This window comes from Pseudoxanthomonas sp. USHLN014 (assembly GCF_037153335.1).
Classification (GTDB): Bacteria; Pseudomonadota; Gammaproteobacteria; order Xanthomonadales; family Xanthomonadaceae; genus Pseudoxanthomonas_A; species Pseudoxanthomonas_A winnipegensis.
Genome location: NZ_JBBCKO010000004.1, coordinates 235,193 through 252,553 on the forward strand (window position 1 = coordinate 235,193; position 17,361 = coordinate 252,553).

14 protein-coding genes are annotated in these 17,361 nt (G+C 70.0%); all 14 read left to right on the top strand.

The features are described from left to right. The first annotated feature begins 87 nt into the window (after positions 1-87). The 14 genes from pyrH to dnaE all read left to right on the top strand — a co-directional run bounded on the left by pyrH (position 88) and on the right by dnaE (position 17,334). Positions 88-813 (top strand): UMP kinase, encoded by a 726-nt coding sequence (pyrH, locus tag WFQ05_RS10170; RefSeq protein ID WP_130521376.1) that lies wholly within the window; start codon positions 88-90, stop codon positions 811-813. A 163-nt stretch (positions 814-976) separates the two neighbouring features. Continuing rightward, entirely contained in the window at positions 977-1,993 is a 1,017-nt protein-coding gene (locus tag WFQ05_RS10175) for a cation diffusion facilitator family transporter (protein ID WP_337053712.1), read from the top strand. 66 nt (positions 1,994-2,059) lie between these two features. Continuing rightward, positions 2,060-2,617 (top strand): ribosome recycling factor, encoded by a 558-nt coding sequence (gene frr, locus WFQ05_RS10180; RefSeq protein ID WP_130522880.1) that lies wholly within the window; start codon positions 2,060-2,062, stop codon positions 2,615-2,617. 18 nt (positions 2,618-2,635) lie between these two features. Further along, the gene (gene uppS, locus WFQ05_RS10185) at positions 2,636-3,394 is read left to right on the top strand and encodes a polyprenyl diphosphate synthase (RefSeq protein ID WP_130531672.1); all 759 of its coding nucleotides are present in this window, start codon (positions 2,636-2,638) and stop codon (positions 3,392-3,394) included. Then, positions 3,391-4,245 (top strand): phosphatidate cytidylyltransferase, encoded by an 855-nt coding sequence (locus tag WFQ05_RS10190; RefSeq protein WP_337053713.1) that lies wholly within the window; start codon positions 3,391-3,393, stop codon positions 4,243-4,245. Before uppS ends, WFQ05_RS10190 begins: the two co-directional genes overlap by 4 nt. A gap of 4 nt (positions 4,246-4,249) precedes the next feature. After that, complete coding sequence (dxr, locus tag WFQ05_RS10195; RefSeq protein WP_130533401.1) at positions 4,250-5,458, top strand: 1-deoxy-D-xylulose-5-phosphate reductoisomerase; 1,209 nt, start codon at positions 4,250-4,252, stop codon at positions 5,456-5,458. Beyond that, positions 5,455-6,813, top strand: coding sequence for an RIP metalloprotease RseP (gene rseP, locus WFQ05_RS10200; RefSeq protein WP_130522884.1), 1,359 nt, complete (start codon positions 5,455-5,457; stop codon positions 6,811-6,813). The genes dxr and rseP overlap by 4 nt, the downstream gene beginning before the upstream one ends. 86 nt (positions 6,814-6,899) lie before the next feature. Then, the gene (gene bamA / locus WFQ05_RS10205) at positions 6,900-9,383 is read left to right on the top strand and encodes an outer membrane protein assembly factor BamA (RefSeq protein WP_130521362.1); all 2,484 of its coding nucleotides are present in this window, start codon (positions 6,900-6,902) and stop codon (positions 9,381-9,383) included. Between the two features lie 92 nt (positions 9,384-9,475). After that, entirely contained in the window at positions 9,476-10,507 is a 1,032-nt protein-coding gene (gene lpxD, locus WFQ05_RS10210) for a UDP-3-O-(3-hydroxymyristoyl)glucosamine N-acyltransferase (RefSeq protein WP_130531677.1), read from the top strand. Further along, entirely contained in the window at positions 10,504-10,971 is a 468-nt protein-coding gene (gene fabZ, locus WFQ05_RS10215) for a 3-hydroxyacyl-ACP dehydratase FabZ (RefSeq protein WP_130521358.1), read from the top strand. Before lpxD ends, fabZ begins: the two co-directional genes overlap by 4 nt. A gap of 4 nt (positions 10,972-10,975) precedes the next feature. After that, entirely contained in the window at positions 10,976-11,761 is a 786-nt protein-coding gene (lpxA, locus tag WFQ05_RS10220) for an acyl-ACP--UDP-N-acetylglucosamine O-acyltransferase (RefSeq protein WP_130531678.1), read from the top strand. Between the two features lie 14 nt (positions 11,762-11,775). Further along, positions 11,776-13,020 (top strand): lipid-A-disaccharide synthase, encoded by a 1,245-nt coding sequence (gene lpxB, locus WFQ05_RS10225; protein WP_337053714.1) that lies wholly within the window; start codon positions 11,776-11,778, stop codon positions 13,018-13,020. Further along, positions 13,017-13,679, top strand: a complete 663-nt coding sequence (locus WFQ05_RS10230) for a ribonuclease HII (RefSeq protein ID WP_337053715.1) — start codon at positions 13,017-13,019, stop codon at positions 13,677-13,679. Before lpxB ends, WFQ05_RS10230 begins: the two co-directional genes overlap by 4 nt. Positions 13,680-13,773: 94 nt before the next feature. Then, complete coding sequence (gene dnaE, locus WFQ05_RS10235) at positions 13,774-17,334, top strand: DNA polymerase III subunit alpha (protein WP_130521350.1); 3,561 nt, start codon at positions 13,774-13,776, stop codon at positions 17,332-17,334. The last annotated feature ends 27 nt before the right edge of the window (positions 17,335-17,361 follow it).

Below are 17,361 nucleotides of genomic sequence, written 5' to 3' on the forward strand. Positions count from 1 at the left end.
CACTGCTCTCCACGCACGCCTCGCTTCTCGCCCCGGCCGGCGTCGGCTAGACTGGCCGACGTTTGTCCAAGCCAAGGTTCCCCCCCGATGACCGCGCCCCTCGCCTATCGCCGCATCCTGCTGAAACTCTCCGGGGAGGCGCTGATGGGATCTGAGGACTACGGCATCGATCCAAAGGTGATCGGCCGCATCGCCCGCGAGATCATCGAGGCGCGCGATGCGGGCGCCGAGGTCGCGCTGGTGATCGGCGGCGGCAACATCTTCCGCGGCGCCGGCCTGGCCGCCGGCGGCATGGACCGGGTCACCGGCGACCAGATGGGCATGCTGGCCACGGTCATCAACGCGCTGGCCATGCAGGACGCGCTGGAAAAGCTCGGCGCCAAGGTGCGCGTGATGAGCGCGCTGAAGATCAACGACGTGTGCGAGGACTACATCCGCCGCCGCGCCGTGCGCCACCTGGAAAAGGGCCGCATCGCGATCTTCGCCGCCGGCACCGGCAACCCCTTCTTCACCACCGACTCGGGCGCGGCGCTGCGCGCGATCGAGATCGAGGCCGATCTGCTGCTCAAGGCGACCAAGGTCGACGGCGTCTACGACAAGGACCCGCGCAAGTTCCCCGACGCCAAGCGTTTCGACACGCTGACCTACGACGAGGTGATCCGCCGCGGCCTGGAGGTGATGGATACCGCCGCCTTCGCCCTGTGCCGCGACAGCGCCGTGCCGCTGCGCATCTACGACCTGTCGGTGCCGGGCAACCTGATGAACATCCTGCGCGGCGAGAACATCGGCACGCTGGTGGAAGGCCGGGGCTGAGGCGATTGAGAAGAATGAGCGCAGAGAAGTGAGCGGAAGCCTGCAGCCCGCCGCTTTCGCTCACTCCTCACTCCACTCCTCTACGCGCACTTCTCGCTCTTGCGCGGTCACTTCGTGATCCTGTAATTGTGTCCGCGCCCCGCCGGCCTCACCCTGCCGCCCCATGGCGCACTCCCACTCCCACGATCACGCAGACCACGGCCATGACCACGCCGGTCATGACCATGGCCACGCGCACGGCGCCGCCGCCGGTGGCGCGCACGACCACGACAGCGGCACCCGCGGCTACGCGGTGGCGATGCTGGTCAACCTGGCCTATACCGCCCTGGAGGCCGGCTACGGTTTCCACACCAATTCGCTGGCGCTGCTGAGCGACGCGCTGCACAACCTCGGCGATGTCCTCGGCCTGGCCCTGGCCTGGGCGGCGGCGGCCATGGCGCGCCGTCAGCCCACCGCCAGCCACACCTATGGCTGGGGCAAGGCCACCCTGCTGGCGCCGCTGGCCAACGCGATCGTGCTGATGGTGTTCTCCGGCGGCCTGGCCTGGGAGGCGATCCGCCGCTTCAGCGAGCCGCCCTCGATCCCCGCCATCCCGGTGATGGTGGTGGCCGCGATCGGCATCGCCGTCAATCTGGGCGCGGGCTGGCTGCTGCACAGCGGGCATGGCCACAGCCACGGCGGCAGCGACCTCAACCGCCGCGGCGCGGTGCTGCACCTGATGGCCGATGCGGCGGTGTCGCTGGCCGCGGTCCTGGCGGGCCTGGGCATGTGGTGGCTGGGCTGGGAATGGCTGGACCCGACCACTGCCCTGGTGATCAGCGTGGTGATCGCGATCGGCACCTACGGCCTGCTGCGCGAGAGCTTCGCCGCGGCCATGGACGCGGTGCCCGGGCACATCGACCAGGCCGCCGTGGAGGCCTTCCTGGCCTCGCGCCCCGGCGTTACCGCGGTGCACCACCTGCATATCTGGCCGCTGGGCGCAGGGCAGACCGCGCTGACCGCGCACGTGGTGCGGCCCGAGGCGCAGGACGAGGACGCCTTCATCGAGGCCACCGCCAGCGCACTGGCCGAGCGCTTCGGCATCGGCCACGCCACCTTGCAGCTCGAGCGCGGCCAGGCCTGCCAGCAGCCCTGCCGCCCCGCCGGCGGCGAAGCGGCATCGGCGCCGCATCACCACTGAGCCCAAGTCCGGCCAGTGCCGGCTTTGACCTATAATCCCGGGTTTGACGAATCCCAGGACCCGACGATGCTGAACGACATCAAGAACGACGCGCAGGCGCGCATGAACAAGAGCGTCGAGTCGCTGCGCCAGGCCCTGACCAAGCTGCGCACCGGTCGCGCCACCCCGGCCCTGGTCGATCATCTGAAGGTCAACTACTACGGCTCGGACATGCCGCTGTCGCAGGTGGCCACCGTGTCGGTGGCCGATGCGCGCTCGCTGACCATCACCCCGTGGGAGAAGCAGATGGTCTCGGCCGTGGAGAAGGCCATCCTGGCCTCCGACCTGGGCCTGACGCCCAACACCGCCGGCACGGTCATCCGCATCAACATCCCGGCCCTGACCGAGGAGCGCCGCCGCGACCTGTCCAAGGTCGTGCACAGCGAAGGCGAGGACACCAAGGTCGCCATCCGCAATGTGCGCCGCGACGCCAACCAGCAGGTCAAGGACCTGCTCAAGGACAAGCAGATCACCGAGGACGAGGTGCGCCGCAGCGAGGACGAGATCCAGAAGCTCACCGACAAGGCGATCAAGGACGTCGACGAGGTGGTCAAGGCCAAGGAGCAGGAACTGATGGCCGTCTGAGCGGGTCACACCGCCCTCATGACCGCCATGCCGCCCGCCCTGCCCCGCGCCCAGCCGCGCCACCTGGCCATCATCATGGATGGCAACGGCCGCTGGGCGCAGCGCCGCCATCGCCCGCGCATGATCGGCCACCGCGCCGGCGCGCGCGCGGTCAACCTGTGCATCGACTTCTGCCTGGAGCGCGGCATCGAGGCGCTGACCCTGTTCGCCTTCTCCAGCGAGAACTGGGGCCGCCCGGCCGAGGAGGTGAGTGCGCTGATGAAGCTGTTCATGGGCGCGCTGGAGCGCGAGGTCGATGAGCTGCACCGCCGCGGCGTGCGCATCCGCTTCATCGGCCAGCGCGCGCGGTTCGCACCGGCGATCGTGGCGCGCATGGCCGCGGCCGAGGCGCAGACCGCCGCCAACACCGCGCTGACCCTGGCGATCGCCGCCAGCTACGGCGGTCGCCAGGACCTGACCGACGCGGCGCGCGCCCTGGCCGTGGAGGTAGCGGCCGGCCGGCTGCGGCCGGAAGACATCGACGAGGCCAGCCTGGATGCGCGCGTGGCGCTGGCCGACCTGCCGCCGCCGGACCTGTTCATCCGCACCGGCGGCGACCACCGCATCAGCAACTTCCTGCTGTGGCAGCTGGCCTATACCGAACTGTGGTTCACCGAGACCCTGTGGCCCGACCTGGATGCCGGCGTACTGCAAGCCGCCCTGGACGATTTCGCCCAGCGCGAGCGCCGCTTCGGCCTGACCGGTGAGCAGGTCGCCACACAGGGAGCTCCCGCATGACCCGCGTCCGCGTGATCGCCGCGCTGGTGATGGCGCCGCTGGCGATCGCCGCCATCGTGCTGCTGCCCACGCCGTGGCTGGCCGCGCTGGCCGCCGCGCTGTTCCTGATCGGCCTGTGGGAATGGCTGAAGCTGGCCGAGGTGGACGACACCCTGGCGCGCACCGTGCTGGTCCTGCTCAACCTGGCGCTGATGGTGCTGCTGACCTGGGCCAGCCGCGCGCCGAGCGGGCTTTCGCCGGCGCTGTTCCAGCTGGTGTCGCTGGTCGGCGTGGCGTGGTGGGTGCTGGCGCTGCTGTGGCTGCGCTTCTACGCCTTCGCCTCGGACCACCGGACCTGGGCGCGGCTGTTCAAGCTGGCCGCCGGCACGCTGGCGGTGGTGCCGGCCTGGTGCGCGCTGTGCCTGATCCACTCCAACAGCTTCGACCCGAAAGCCGGCATGAGCGGCCATCTGTGGCTGCTGACCGCCCTGGCGCTGGTCTGGGCCGCCGACAGCGGCGCCTATTTCGCCGGGCGCGCCTTCGGCAAGCACAAGCTGGCCCCGCGCATCAGCCCCAACAAGACCATCGAGGGCCTGGCCGGCGGGCTGATCGGCGGCGTGGTCATCGGCCTGCTCGGCGGCTGGCTGGCGGGCGTGTCGCTGGCGCAGATGCCGGCGCTGGCCCTGGTGTGCGTGGTGACCGTGCTGTTCTCGGTGGCCGGCGACCTGTTCGAGAGCCTGCTCAAGCGACATGTCGGGGCCAAGGATTCCGGCCACCTGATCCCCGGCCACGGCGGCGTGCTGGACCGCATCGACGGCGTGATCGCCGCGCTGCCGGTGTTCCTGATCGGCCGCGAGCTGCTGGGGTTCTAAGCCGATGGATGCGCCTGTTCCCTTCTCGCGTCGCGTCGCCGTGCTCGGCGCCACCGGCTCGATCGGCAGCTCCGCGCTGGACGTGATCGCCCGGCACCCGGACCAGCTGCGCGCGACCGTGCTGGCGGCCGGCAGCAATGTCCCGGCGCTGGTCGCGCTGTGCCGCAGCCACCGTCCCGACCATGCCGTGATCGCCGATCCGGCCCGCTACGCCGAGCTGCGCGACGCGCTGGCCGACGCCGGCCTGTCCGCCATCCAGGCGCATGCCGGCGAGGCGGCGCTGGACGCGCTGGTGGCCGGTCAGGCCTGCGACACGGTCGTGGCCGCCATCGTCGGCGCCGCCGGGCTGTCCTCCACCCTGGCCGCCGCGCGCGCCGGCAAGCGCCTGCTGCTGGCCAACAAGGAATCGCTGGTGCTGGCCGGCGCCCTGGTGATCGCCGCGGCGCAGGCCTCCGGCGCGGACATCGTGCCGATCGACAGCGAACACAACGCCATCTTCCAGTGCCTGGGCTCGCGCCAGGCCGGGGCGCAGGTGCGCCGGATCATCCTGACCGCCTCGGGCGGGCCGTTCCGCGGGCGCAGCCGCGCCTCGCTGGAGACGGTCACCGTGGCCCAGGCCGTGGCCCATCCCAAGTGGTCGATGGGGCCGAAGATCTCGGTGGATTCGGCCACGCTGATGAACAAGGGCCTGGAGCTGATCGAGGCCGCGCACCTGTTCGACGTCGGCCGCGAGCGGCTGGACGTGCTGGTACACCCGCAGAGCCTGGTGCATTCGCTGGTGGACTTCATCGACGGCTCGACTCTGGCCCAGCTGGGCCTGCCGGACATGCGCACCGCCCTGTCGGTCGGCCTGGGCTGGCCGCAGCGGCTGGAATCGGGCGTGGGCGGGCTGGACCTGCTGGCGCACGGCCGGCTGGACTTCGAGGCACCGGACATGGAGGCCTTCCCCTGCCTGCGGCTGGCCTGGGAGGCCCTGGCGGCCGGCGGCGCGGCGCCGGCGGTGCTCAACGCGGCCAACGAATCGGCCGTTTCAGCCTTTCTTCAGGGCCGGATCGGTTTCCTAGCGATCCCTGCATTGGTCGAGGATGCCCTCGCCGCCCATGCGCATGCCCCGGCCGAGACGCTGGAGGCGCTGCTGGCGGCCGATGGCCTCGCGCGGCGCTTCAGCCAGGACTGGATCCACCGCACCACAGGCCACGCCGTTTCCGCATGAGTGATATCGCAGGCTCCATCTGGTGGCTGATCGTCGCACTCGGCGTGCTGGTCACCTTCCATGAATTCGGCCATTACTGGGTCGCGCGCCGTTGCGGCGTGGGCGTGCTGCGCTTCTCGGTGGGCTTCGGCAAGCCGCTGTGGTCGCGCCGCGACCGCCACGGCACCGAGTTCGCCATCGCGCCGATCCCGCTGGGCGGCTACGTCAAGATGCTGGACGAGCGCGAGGCCGACGTGCCCGCCGAGCGCCTGCACGAGGCCTTCAACCGCAAGCCGGTCGGCCAGCGCATCGCCATCGTCGCGGCCGGGCCGATCGCTAACCTGATCCTGTGCGTGGCCCTGCTGTGGGCCATGTTCGTGATCGGCAAGGAGGATTTCGCCCCGGTGGTCGGCCACGTGGCCGGCATCGCCCAGCAGTCCGGCCTGCGCCCGGGCGACCGCATCCTGGACGTGGACGGTCGCAGCACCCCGACCGCGACCGAGGCCACGATCGAGCTGACCGGCGCGGCGATGGACGGGCGCGACGCGCGCGCCCGGGTCGAGGACGCGGCGGGCAATACGCTGGAACGCACGGTCTACACCTCGCGCGTGCCGGCCGGCTTCAACGAGCAGGACGTGGCCGGGACGCTGGGCCTGCGCTGGCAGTTCCTGGTCGATCCGGCGCAGGTGCGCGCGGTCGCGGCCGATTCGCCCGCCGCCGGCGTGCTGCAGGTCGGCGACCTGATCACCGCCATCGACGGCGAGCCGGTGCAGCAGGCCGCCGACCTGCGTCCGCTGGTGCAGACCCTGGGCGCGCGCGGCGGCGAGGTCATGATCGAGGTCGAACGCGAGGGCAGCCGCCTGGCCCTGCCGCTGCGGCCGCGGCAGATGACCGACCCGGCCAGCGGCGCGCATTACTGGGGTCTGGGCATCTCCCTGGGCCGCGACACCGCCCCGGCCTACGACGCGCTGCAGCGCTACGGGCCGCTGCAGGCGATCCCCGCCGCCCTGCGCCAGACCTGGCAGCTGGCCTCCGATTCGCTGGGCATGATCCGGCGCATGGTGACCGGCCACGCCTCGCTGCAGGGCGTTTCCGGGCCGATCACCATCGCCAAGGTGGCCAATGCCTCGGCCGAACGCGGCCTGACCTGGTTCCTGCAGTTCCTGGCCCTGCTCTCGCTGAGCCTGGCCATCGTCAACCTGCTGCCGATCCCGGTCTTGGACGGCGGACACCTGCTGTATTACCTTATCGAGTTGGTCAAGGGCAGCCCGCTCAGCGAGCGGGCCATGGCTGCGGGCCAGTTCGTGGGCCTGGCCTTCCTGGCTGGCCTGATGGGGCTGGCGCTGTACAACGATATCCTGCGCCCGGTGATCTGATGCCCTCCACTACCTCTTCCATGGCCGCGTCGCGGCCCGGCCCCGCACGGGGTCACTCCAAAACCAGTTTTTCGACGGATGTGATGATGACGCGACTCCCGACCCGCCGCCTGCTCGCCCTTGCCCTGGCTTCGGCCATCGCGGCACCGGCCTGGGCCCAGTCGACCGGCACGGTGCCGCCGTTCGGCTCGCAGCAGCAGCCGTCCGCGCCGGCCTTCGGCACGCAGCCGGCCGCCCCGGCCTCGGCCTCGGACTTCGTGGCCAGCGACATCCGCGTGGACGGGGTGCAGCGCATCTCCAGCGGCACGGTGCTGACCTACCTGCCGATCGAGCGCGGCGACACGGTGACCCAGGCCAAGATCGGCGAGGCGATCCGCGCGCTGTACAAGACCGGCTTCTTCGAGAACGTGCAGCTCTCGCGCCAGGGCTCGATCCTGGTGGTCACGCTGAAGGAGCGTCCGGCGATCAACAAGCTGACGCTGACCGGCAACAAGGACATCAAGACCGAGGACCTGACCAAAGGCCTGAACGACATCGGCCTGTCCGAGGGCGGCACCTTCGACCGCCTGGCGCTGGACCGCGTCACCCAGGAGCTGGTGCGCCAGTACAACAACCGCGGCAAGTACAACGTCCAGATCACCCCGACGGTCAGCCCGCTGGACCGCAACCGCGTGGACGTGACCATCGCGATCAAGGAAGGCAAGGCGGCCAAGATCCGCCACATCAACCTGATCGGCACCGAGAAGTTCCCGCAGGAAGACATCCGCGAGGGCTGGGAGTCGCAGGAACACAACTGGCTGTCCTGGTACAAGCGCGACGACCAGTACTCCAAGGAAAAGCTCTCCGGCGACATCGAGAAGCTCAACTCCTGGTACCTGGACCGCGGCTACGTGGATTTCAGCCTGGATTCGACCCAGGTCGCGATCAGCCCGGACAAGAAGGACATGTTCATCACCGGCGGGGTGACCGAGGGCGAGCAGTACACCGTCTCGGACGTCAAGGTCAGCGGCGACACGATCCTGCCGCAGGAGCGCGTGGAGAAGATGGTGCTGGTGCGCAAGGGCCAGATCTTCTCGCGCCGCCTGCTGGAGATGACCTCCGACGGCATCACCGCCACGTTGGGCAACATCGGCTACGCCTTCGCCCAGGTCAATCCGATCCCGACCATCGACCGCGACAAGCGCACGGTCGGCATCAACTTCCAGGTCGTGCCGGGCCCGCGCGTCAACGTGCGCCGCATCGAGTTCAAGGGCAACAGCCGCACCGCCGACGAGGTGCTGCGCCGCGAGATGCGCCAGTTCGAAGGCGCCTGGTACTCGCAGGCGGCGATCGACCGTTCCAAGATCCGCCTGCAGCGCCTGGGCTATTTCGAGACCGTGGACGTGCAGACCCAGCCGGTGCCGGGCACGCGCGATCAGGTGGACGTGATCTACAACGTCAAGGAAACCACCTCGGGCAGCTTCGTGTTCGGCCTGGGCTATTCGCAGCTGTCCGGCATCACCACCTCGGTGCAGCTGTCGCAGAACAACTTCCTGGGCGGCGGCAACCGCGTATCGGTCGAGGCCTCGCGCAGCGACTACCTGAGCCGCTACTCGTTCTCCTTCACCAACCCGTACTTCACCGACGACGGCGTGTCGCTGGGCTACAACCTGTCCTACAGCGACCTGGACTACTCGGACTACAACACCGCCGCGTACTCCTCGCGTAACGTCGCCGCGCAGACGATCCTGGGCATCCCGCTGAGCGAGAGCGACAGCATCTCGGTCATGTTCGGCGTCGACTCGACCCAGGTCAGCACCTACGACAACTACACCCCGCAGGCCATCGTCGACTACGTCAAGGCGCTGGGCAGCCGCACCTTCCACGCCTGGCGCACCCAGGTCGGCTGGGCGCGCGATACGCGCAACGACTACTGGATGCCCACCCGCGGCACCTATCAGCGCGTCTCGGCGGAAATCACCCTGCCCGGCTCGACCGTGGAGTACTACAAGCTCAACTACGAGTTCTCCAAGTACTGGCCGCTCAGCCCGGCCTTCGTGCTGCGCACCGGTGGTGAGATCGGCTACGGCAACAGTTACGGCAGCGACACCTCGCGCGTGATCTGCAAGGACCCGGCCACCGACGTCGCCGTGGCGTGCGGCACGGCCGGCGCGGTCGCGGAGACCTTCACCGCCACCGGCCTGCCGTTCTACGAGAACTTCTACGCCGGCGGCGTGCGCTCGGTGCGCGGCTTCGAGGACAACACCCTGGGCCCGCGTTCGGAACCGACCGCCTACTACAACCGCGGCCAGCCGCTGGGTGGTTCGCTCAAGACGATCGGCCAGATCGAGATGCTGTTCCCGAAGCTGTTCGATTCCAACGCCGCGCGCATCTCGGCCTTCATCGACGTGGGCAACGTGTTCAACGGCTACGACAACTTCCACGCCAACGACCTGCGCGCCTCCACGGGCGTGGCGCTGCTGTGGCGCGCGCCGGTGGGCCCGATCTCGATCAGCTACGCCTTCCCGCTCAAGACCCAGCCGGGCGATGAGATCGAGCGCCTGCAGTTCACCTTCGGCGGCTCGTTCTAAGCGCCACGCGTCGACCCTCGCTGGCACAGGCAAAGGCCCGGCTCGACCGGGCCTTCGCTTGTGCGGTGCGGGTCCGGGGTAAAATGCCGCCGATGACCACTCCTTCTTCCCAGACGGCTGGCGCCCTGGCCGAGCGCTTCGGCCTGGAACTGCATGGCGATGGCGACACCGTCGTGACCGGCGTGGCGACGCTGGCCGGCGCGCAGCCCGGGCAGCTGGCCTTCCTGGCCAATCCGCGCTACGCCGACCTGCTGGCCTCCACGCAGGCCTCGGTGGTGATCGTCGGCCGCGATCACGTCGAGGGCGTGCGCGGCGTGGCGCTGGTGGCCAAGGATCCGCATGCGGCTTTCGCCAAGGTCTCCGAGCTGTTCGAGCCGACCTATCCGCGCGCGCCCGGCATTCACCCCAGCGCGGTGATCGAGCCTTCCGCGCGCATCGCCGCCAGCGCCAGCATCGGCGCGCATGTCTACATCGGCGCCAACAGCGTGGTCGGCGAGCGCTGCATCGTCGGCCCGGGTTGCGTGATCGGCGAGGACTGCAGCCTGGAAGAAGGCTGCGAGCTCGTCGCCCGCGTCACCCTGGTGGTGCGCGTGCGCCTGGGTCGACGCGTGCGCGTGCATCCCGGCGCCGTGCTCGGCGCGCAGGGCTTCGGCCTGGCGATGGAGGCCGGGCGCTGGCTCAACGTGCCGCAGCTGGGCGGCGTGGTGATCGGCGACGATTGCGAGATCGGCGCCAACACCTGTATCGATCGCGGCGCGCTGGAAGACACCGTGCTGGCCGAGGATGTGCGGGTGGACAACCTCATCCAGATCGCCCACAACGTGCAGGTCGGCGCGCACACCGCCATGGCCGCGCAGGTGGGTATCGCAGGGAGCGCGAAGATCGGCCAGTACTGCATGCTGGCCGGCAAGGTCGGCGTGGCCGGCCACCTGGAGATCGGCGACAAAGTCACCGTGCTGGCCATGTCCATGGTCGCAGGTCCCGTGACCGAGCCGGGCACCTACGCCTCTTCCCTTCCCATCACCGATGTCCGCACCTGGCGCAAGAACGCGGCGCGTTTCCGCCAGCTCGATGCGCTCGCCCGCCGGATTCCCTCCGGCAAGGACACCCAAGAAGCACCATGACGATGAACCTGGAACTGCCGCTCACCATCGAAACCATCCAGCGCCTGCTGCCGCATCGCTATCCGTTCCTGCTGGTGGACCGGGTGACCGAACTCGAGCCGGACACGCGCATCAAGGCCTACAAGAACGTCACCTTCAACGAGCCGTTCTTCATGGGGCACTTCCCCGAGCGCTCGGTGATGCCGGGCGTGCTGATCATCGAGGCGCTGGCCCAGGCCGGCGGCCTGATCACCCAGATCGCCAACGGCGAGGCCGCCGCGTGCAAGCTGTTCTACCTGGTCAAGGTGGAGAACGTGAAGTTCAGCGCGCCGGTGGTGCCGGGCGACCGCCTGGAGATGGAGGTCACCATCAAGCGCAAGATCCGCAACATGGCCGTGTACGAGGGCATCGCGCGCGTGGACGGCAAGCAGGTCGCCTGCGCCGAGATGCTGTGCGCCGAGGTCGACAAGGGCAAGGGAGATTGAGCCGATGGCGCAGACCCTGATCCACCCTTCGGCCGTGGTCGACCCGGGCGCCAGGCTCGGCGTCGGCGTGCAGGTCGGTGCGTTCAGCCTGATCGGCGCCGATGTGGAAGTGGGCGATGGCAGCATCGTCGGCCCGCACTGCTCGATCACCGGCCCGACCCGCATCGGCCGCGAGAACCATTTCGTCGGCCATGTCGCCGTGGGCGGACCGCCGCAGGACAAGAAGTTCGCCGGCGAGCGCACCGAACTGGTGATCGGCGACCGCAACGTGTTCCGCGAGTTCGTCACGCTCAACCGCGGCACCGTCACCGGCACCACCGTCACCCGCATCGGCGATGACAACTGGATGCTGGCCTATACCCACGTGGCGCACGACTGCCATGTCGGCAACCACTGCGTGTTCTCCAACAACACCACCCTAGCCGGGCATGTGACGGTCGAGGACTGGGTGATCTTCAGCGGCTTCTCCGGCGCGCATCAGTTCTGCCGCGTCGGCGCGCACGCCTTCATCGGCATGGGCGCACTGGTCGGCGGCGATGTCGCCCCGTTCACCATGTTCGCCGCCGACGATCATGGCCGCCCGCGCGGCATCAACAGCGAAGGCCTCAAGCGCCGCGGCTTCGATGCCGAGCGTATCGCCGCGATCAAGCGCGCCTACCGCACGCTGTACGTGGCCGGCCTGCCGCTGGCCGAGGCCCAGGCGCAGCTGGCCGAGCAGGCCAAGGACAGCAGCGATGTGCAGGCCATGCTCGACTTCATCGCCCACGGCGAGCGCCGCCTGGTGCGTTGAGCGGTGCACGCCTGATGCCTACGACGGCCGGCTCCTCGCGCACCCTGGCCGAGCTGATGGCAGGTCCGCAGGGCGCACGCGCGCCGCGTATCGCGCTGGTGGCCGGCGAGGCCTCCGGCGATGCGCTCGGCGCCGGATTGATCGCACAGCTGCGCCACCGCCATCCCGAGGCCCGCTTCGCCGGCATCGGCGGTCCGGGCATGCGCGCGGCCGGGCTGGATGCGTGGTTCGACGCCAGCGAACTGGCGGTGATGGGCCTGACCGAGGTCCTGCGCCATCTGCCGCGCCTGCTGCGCCTGCGCAAGTCGCTGCGCCAGCAGCTGCTGGACTGGCAGCCGGACGTGTTCATCGGCATCGATGCGCCGGATTTCAATCTGGGCATGGAGCGCTGGCTCAAGCAGCGCGGCGTGCCCACCGTGCATTACGTCAGCCCCTCGGTCTGGGCCTGGCGCGAGAAGCGCGCCGACCGGATCGGCCGCAGCGCCGACCTGGTGCTGTGCCTGTTCCCGATGGAACCGGACATCTACGCGCGCCATGGCGTGGATGCGCGCTATGTCGGCCATCCCATGGCCGATGCGCTGCCGCTGCAGCCCGATCGCGAGGCCGCGCGCGCGGCGCTGGGACTGGGCACGCGGCCGGTGCTGGCGGTGCTGCCCGGCAGCCGCATGGGCGAGGTCGGCCGTCTGGCGCAGGACTTCATCGATGCCGCCCTGCGCGTGGCCGAGCAGGTGCCTGGCCTGCAGGTGCTGATTCCGGCCGCCAACCCGGCCGTGCACGCCGTGCTGGAGCCGCTGCTGGCCGCCACGCCCTTCCGCTCGCCGCGTCCGCGCCTGCTCGATGGCCAGGCGCGCGAGGCGATGGTCGCCAGCGACGTGGTGCTGCTGGCCTCGGGCACGGCCACGCTGGAGGCGATGCTGGCCAAGCGCGCGATGGTGGTGGGCTACAAGGTCGCCCCGGCCTCGGCCTGGCTGGCGCGCAGGCTGCGTCTGCTGAAGGTCAAGCGCTTCGCCCTGCCCAACATCCTGGCCGGTGAGGACCTCGCGCCCGAGCTGATGCAGGAAGACTGCACGCCTGACCGGCTGGCCGCGGCCGTGCTGGCGTGGTTCGCGCATCCCGAGGCGGTCGCCGCGCTGCAGGGACGCTATCTGGAGCTGCACGCCCTGCTGCGCCAGGACGCCTCGGCGCGCGCGGCGGATGCGGTGGATGAACTCCTCCGGGACCGGGGACCCGGGACCCGGGACCCGGAGCAGCAGGCATGAGCGCGATCGATCCGCTAGCGCCCGTCCACGGGTCCCCGGTCCCCGGTCCCGAGTCCCGGCTGCTCGTCGCCGGCGTCGACGAGGCCGGGCGCGGGCCGCTGGCCGGGCCGCTGACGGTGGCGACGGTGGTGTTCGACCCGGCGCGGCCGCGCATCAACGGGCTGGACGACTCCAAGCAACTCACCGCCGCCAAGCGCGAGCTGTTCTACGGCCGCATCACCGAGCGTGCGCTGGCCTGGCACGTGGTGGTGCTGGAGGTGCCCGACATCGACCGGCTCAACATCTACCAGGCCACGATGCTCGGCATGCGCCTGGCGGTGGAAGCGGTGGCGCACGTGGCCGGCGTGGCCCATATCGACGGCAACCGCGTGCCCGCCGGCCTGCCCTGCCCCGGCCATGCGCTGATCGGCGGCGACGGCCGCGACCGGGCGATCATGGCCGCCTCGATCCTGGCCAAGGTCACCCGCGACCGGATGATGCGCGAGCTGCACCAGACCCATCCCGAATACGGGTTCGCCGTGCACAAGGGCTACGGCACGCCCGCGCACCTGGCCGCGCTCGACGCGCACGGCCCCTGCCCGCAGCACCGTCACAGCTTCGCGCCGGTGCGCGAGGCCGCCGCGCGCCGGGCCGGGCTGGGACAGGTCGCATTGTTCTAGGCCTTTGGGCCTGAACGCGTAGAGGCCGGCCCGCGCCGACCCGCGGGCCTGTCAAGCCTGCCCCGCGCAGGCCGGCTTGCGTACACTGACCCCGATGTCTTCCCGCTTCATCCACCTGCACCTGCACACCGAATTCTCGCTGGCGGATTCGACCATCCGCGTGCCCGAGAAACCGGACGAGGGCCTGCCGTCCAAGGCCAAGCGGCCCAACCTGGTCAGCCGCGCGGTCGAACTGCAGGCCCCGGCGCTGGCGGTGACCGACCGCAACAACCTGTTCGCGCTGGTGAAGTTCTACAACGCCTGCGAAAAGGTCGGCATGAAGGCCATCGCCGGCGCCGACGTCAGCGTGATCGAGGAAGACGGCACGCCGTGGCCGATCACCCTGCTGTGCCGCGACCACGGCGGCTACCTGACCCTGTCGCGCCTGCTCACGCGCGCCTGGCTGGAGGGACATCGCACCGACGGGGTGGCGATCGATCCGGCCTGGCTGCGCGAGGACACCTCGGGCCTGTTCGGCATCATCGGCCGCAACAGCCAGGCCGGGCGCCTGGCCGCCAGCGGCCGCCACGACCTGGCCGAGCAGCACATCGCCGACTGGCAGCGCGCCTTCGACGACAGCCTGCACCTGGAGCTGACCCGCACCCAGCGCGAGGGCGAGGAGGCGTTCAACGCCTTCGCCCTGCACGCGGCCGCCGCGCGCGGGCTGCCGGTGATCGCCAGCAACGACGTGCGCTTCCTCACGCCCGAGGGCTTCGATGCGCACGAGGCGCGCGTGTGCATCGCCTCCGGGCGCGTGCTGGACGATCCCAAGCGCCCGCGCGAGTACAGCCGCGAGCAATACCTCAAGTCCGCCGAGCAGATGGCCGAGCTGTTCGCCGACGTGCCCGACGCGATCGACAACACCTGGGCGCTGGCGCAGCGCTGCAACATCGAGCTCAAGCTCGGCACCTACTTCCTGCCGGCCTACCCGGTGCCGGACGAGGAGACGCTGGACAGTTGGATCCGTAGCGAGTCGCGCCGCGGCCTGGACGCGCGCCTGGAGAAGAATCCGCTGGCGCCGGGCAAGACGCGCCAGGACTACGTGGACCGGCTCGAATTCGAGCTGGACACCATCATCAAGATGGGCTTCCCCGGCTACTTCCTGATCGTGGCCGACTTCATCCAGTGGGGCAAGAACCAGGGCATCCCGATCGGCCCGGGTCGCGGTTCGGGCGCCGGCTCGCTGGTGGCCTGGGCGCTGCAGATCACCGATCTGGATCCGCTGCCGTACAACCTGCTGTTCGAGCGTTTCCTCAACCCCGAACGCGTGTCGATGCCCGACTTCGACATCGACTTCTGCATGGACCGGCGCGATGAGGTGATCGACTACGTCGCGCGCAAGTACGGCCGCGACCGGGTCAGCCAGATCATCACCTACGGCACCATGGCGGCCAAGGCGGTGGTGCGCGACTGCGGGCGCGTGCTGGGCTTCCCGTACGGCTTCGTCGATGGCGTGGCCAAGCTGATTCCCAACATCCTGGGCATCACGCTCAAGGACGCGATGGGCGAAGGCAAGGACAGCGAGATGGCCTCGGCCGAGCTGATCCAGCGCTACGGCAGCGAAGACGACGTGCGCGACCTGATCGACCTGGCGCGCCAGCTAGAAGACCTCACCCGCAACGCCGGCAAGCACGCCGGCGGCGTGGTCATCGCGCCCTCGCCGCTGAGCGATTTCAGCCCGCTGTTCGCCGAACACGACGAGGGCACGCGCGGCAAGAACCCGGTCACCCAGTTCGACAAGAACGACGTGGAAGCCGTGGGCCTGGTGAAGTTCGACTTCCTCGGCCTGCGCACGCTGACCATCATCGACTGGGCGGTCAAGGCGATCAACGCGCGCCATGCGCGCGCCGGGATCGAGCCGGTGGACATCGCGGCGCTGCCGCTGGACGACGTGCCCACCTATCGCGACATCTTCGCCGCGGCCAACACCGGTGCGGTGTTCCAGTTCGAATCCTCGGGCATGCGGCGCATGCTCAAGGACGCCCGGCCGGACCGCTTCGAGGACCTGATCGCGTTGGTGTCGCTGTACCGCCCCGGCCCGATGGACCTGATCCCGGACTTCATCGCGCGCAAGCACGGCCAGCAGGAGTTCGAGTACCCCGATCCGCGCACGGTGGACATGCTGCAGGACACCTACGGGATCATGGTGTACCAGGAGCAGGTCATGCAGATGGCGCAGATCGTCGGCGGCTACTCGCTGGGCGGCGCCGACCTGCTGCGCCGCGCGATGGGCAAGAAGGTGCCGGCCGAGATGGCCAAGCACCGCGAGATCTTCCGCGAGGGCGCCGCCAAGGGAGGCGTGGATCAGGCCAAGGCCGACGAGATCTTCGACCTGATGGAGAAGTTCGCCGGCTACGGCTTCAACAAGTCGCACGCGGCGGCCTATGCGCTGGTCAGCTACCAGACCGCCTGGCTCAAGCGGCACTACCCGGCCGAGTTCATGGCCGCCACGCTGTCCTCGGACATGGACAACACCGACAAGGTGGTGGGCTTCCTGGCCGACGCGCGCGGCCTGTCGCTGGAGATCCTGCCGCCGGAGGTGAACCACTCGGACTTCATGTTCGTGGCCACCGATGCGACCACCATCCGCTACGGCCTGGGCGCGATCAAGGGCGTGGGCCAGGGCGCGTGCGAGGCGATCGTGGCCGAGCGCCAGCGCGGCGGCCCGTACCGCGACCTGCTGGATTTCTGCAAGCGCACCGAGGCCGCGCGCCTGAACCGCCGCACGCTGGAGGCGATGATCAACGCCGGCGCGCTGGACGAGCTGGGCAAGAACCGCGCCTCGCTGATGCTGCAGGTACCCGAGGTGATGAAGGCCATCGACCAGCTGGCGCGCAACCGCAACGCCGGCATCGTGGACATGTTCGGCTCCAGCGCCGGCGGCGATGACATCCACATCGAGCTGCCCGAATGCGACGAGGCGCCGCTGGCGCACAAGCTGGCGGCCGAGCGCGACACGCTGGGCTTCTACCTGTCCGGCCATCCGATGGATCCCTACCGCGAGGATCTGCGCGCCCTGGTCGGCAACGACCTGGGCAGCCTGGACACGATCTGGTCCAGCCAGTCCGGCGGCGGTGGCGGCGGCGAGCGCAAGTGGCGCCCCGGCGTGGTCGCGGTGCTGGCCGGCAAGGTGGTCGCCGTGCGGCAGAAGGGCGACAGCCAGAGCTTCATCACCCTGGAGGACGGTCGCGGCCGCCTGGAGTGCAGCGCCTTCTCCGATGCGATGGCCGAGTTCGGCCAGCTGCTGACCCGCGACCGCATCCTGGTGGTCAAGGGCGAGCTGCGCGAGGACGAGTTCAACGGCGGCTACAGCCTGCGCCTGCGCCAGGTCTGGGACTACGCCCAGCTGGTCCAGGCCACGCAGAAGCTGTCGGTGCGCCTGGACCTGCGCGTGCCCGGCGTGCTGCAGCGCATCGAGGCCCTGCTCGACCAGCATCGCCCCGGGCGTACCTCGCTGCGCCTGGACCTGCTGCTGCCGGGCGGGGTGGCCGGCATGGTCGAGATCAACGGCAGCCAGTCGGTGAGCGTCGATGCCGACCTGATGGGCACCCTGCGCGAGCTGCCCGGCGTGCGCACCGTGAAGATGGCCGTCGGCCACCGCCCCTGGGCGCACTAGGCCCGCGCGCCGCACCACACCCCCCGG

Bases quoted from the DNA above. Each gene is read 5' to 3' on its own strand.
- WFQ05_RS10230 (WP_337053715.1), top strand. From the start codon at position 13,017: ATGAGCGCGATCGATCCGCTAGCGCCCGTCCACGGGTCCCCGGTCCCC.
- dxr (WP_130533401.1), top strand. From the start codon at position 4,250: ATGGATGCGCCTGTTCCCTTCTCGCGTCGCGTCGCCGTGCTCGGCGCC.
- fabZ (WP_130521358.1), top strand. From the start codon at position 10,504: ATGACGATGAACCTGGAACTGCCGCTCACCATCGAAACCATCCAGCGC.
- lpxA (WP_130531678.1), top strand. From the start codon at position 10,976: ATGGCGCAGACCCTGATCCACCCTTCGGCCGTGGTCGACCCGGGCGCC.
- bamA (WP_130521362.1), top strand. From the start codon at position 6,900: ATGACGCGACTCCCGACCCGCCGCCTGCTCGCCCTTGCCCTGGCTTCG.
- rseP (WP_130522884.1), top strand. From the start codon at position 5,455: ATGAGTGATATCGCAGGCTCCATCTGGTGGCTGATCGTCGCACTCGGC.
- WFQ05_RS10175 (WP_337053712.1), top strand. From the start codon at position 977: ATGGCGCACTCCCACTCCCACGATCACGCAGACCACGGCCATGACCAC.
- dnaE (WP_130521350.1), top strand. From the start codon at position 13,774: ATGTCTTCCCGCTTCATCCACCTGCACCTGCACACCGAATTCTCGCTG.
- pyrH (WP_130521376.1), top strand. From the start codon at position 88: ATGACCGCGCCCCTCGCCTATCGCCGCATCCTGCTGAAACTCTCCGGG.
- uppS (WP_130531672.1), top strand. From the start codon at position 2,636: ATGACCGCCATGCCGCCCGCCCTGCCCCGCGCCCAGCCGCGCCACCTG.
- frr (WP_130522880.1), top strand. From the start codon at position 2,060: ATGCTGAACGACATCAAGAACGACGCGCAGGCGCGCATGAACAAGAGC.
- WFQ05_RS10190 (WP_337053713.1), top strand. From the start codon at position 3,391: ATGACCCGCGTCCGCGTGATCGCCGCGCTGGTGATGGCGCCGCTGGCG.
- lpxB (WP_337053714.1), top strand. From the start codon at position 11,776: ATGCCTACGACGGCCGGCTCCTCGCGCACCCTGGCCGAGCTGATGGCA.
- lpxD (WP_130531677.1), top strand. From the start codon at position 9,476: ATGACCACTCCTTCTTCCCAGACGGCTGGCGCCCTGGCCGAGCGCTTC.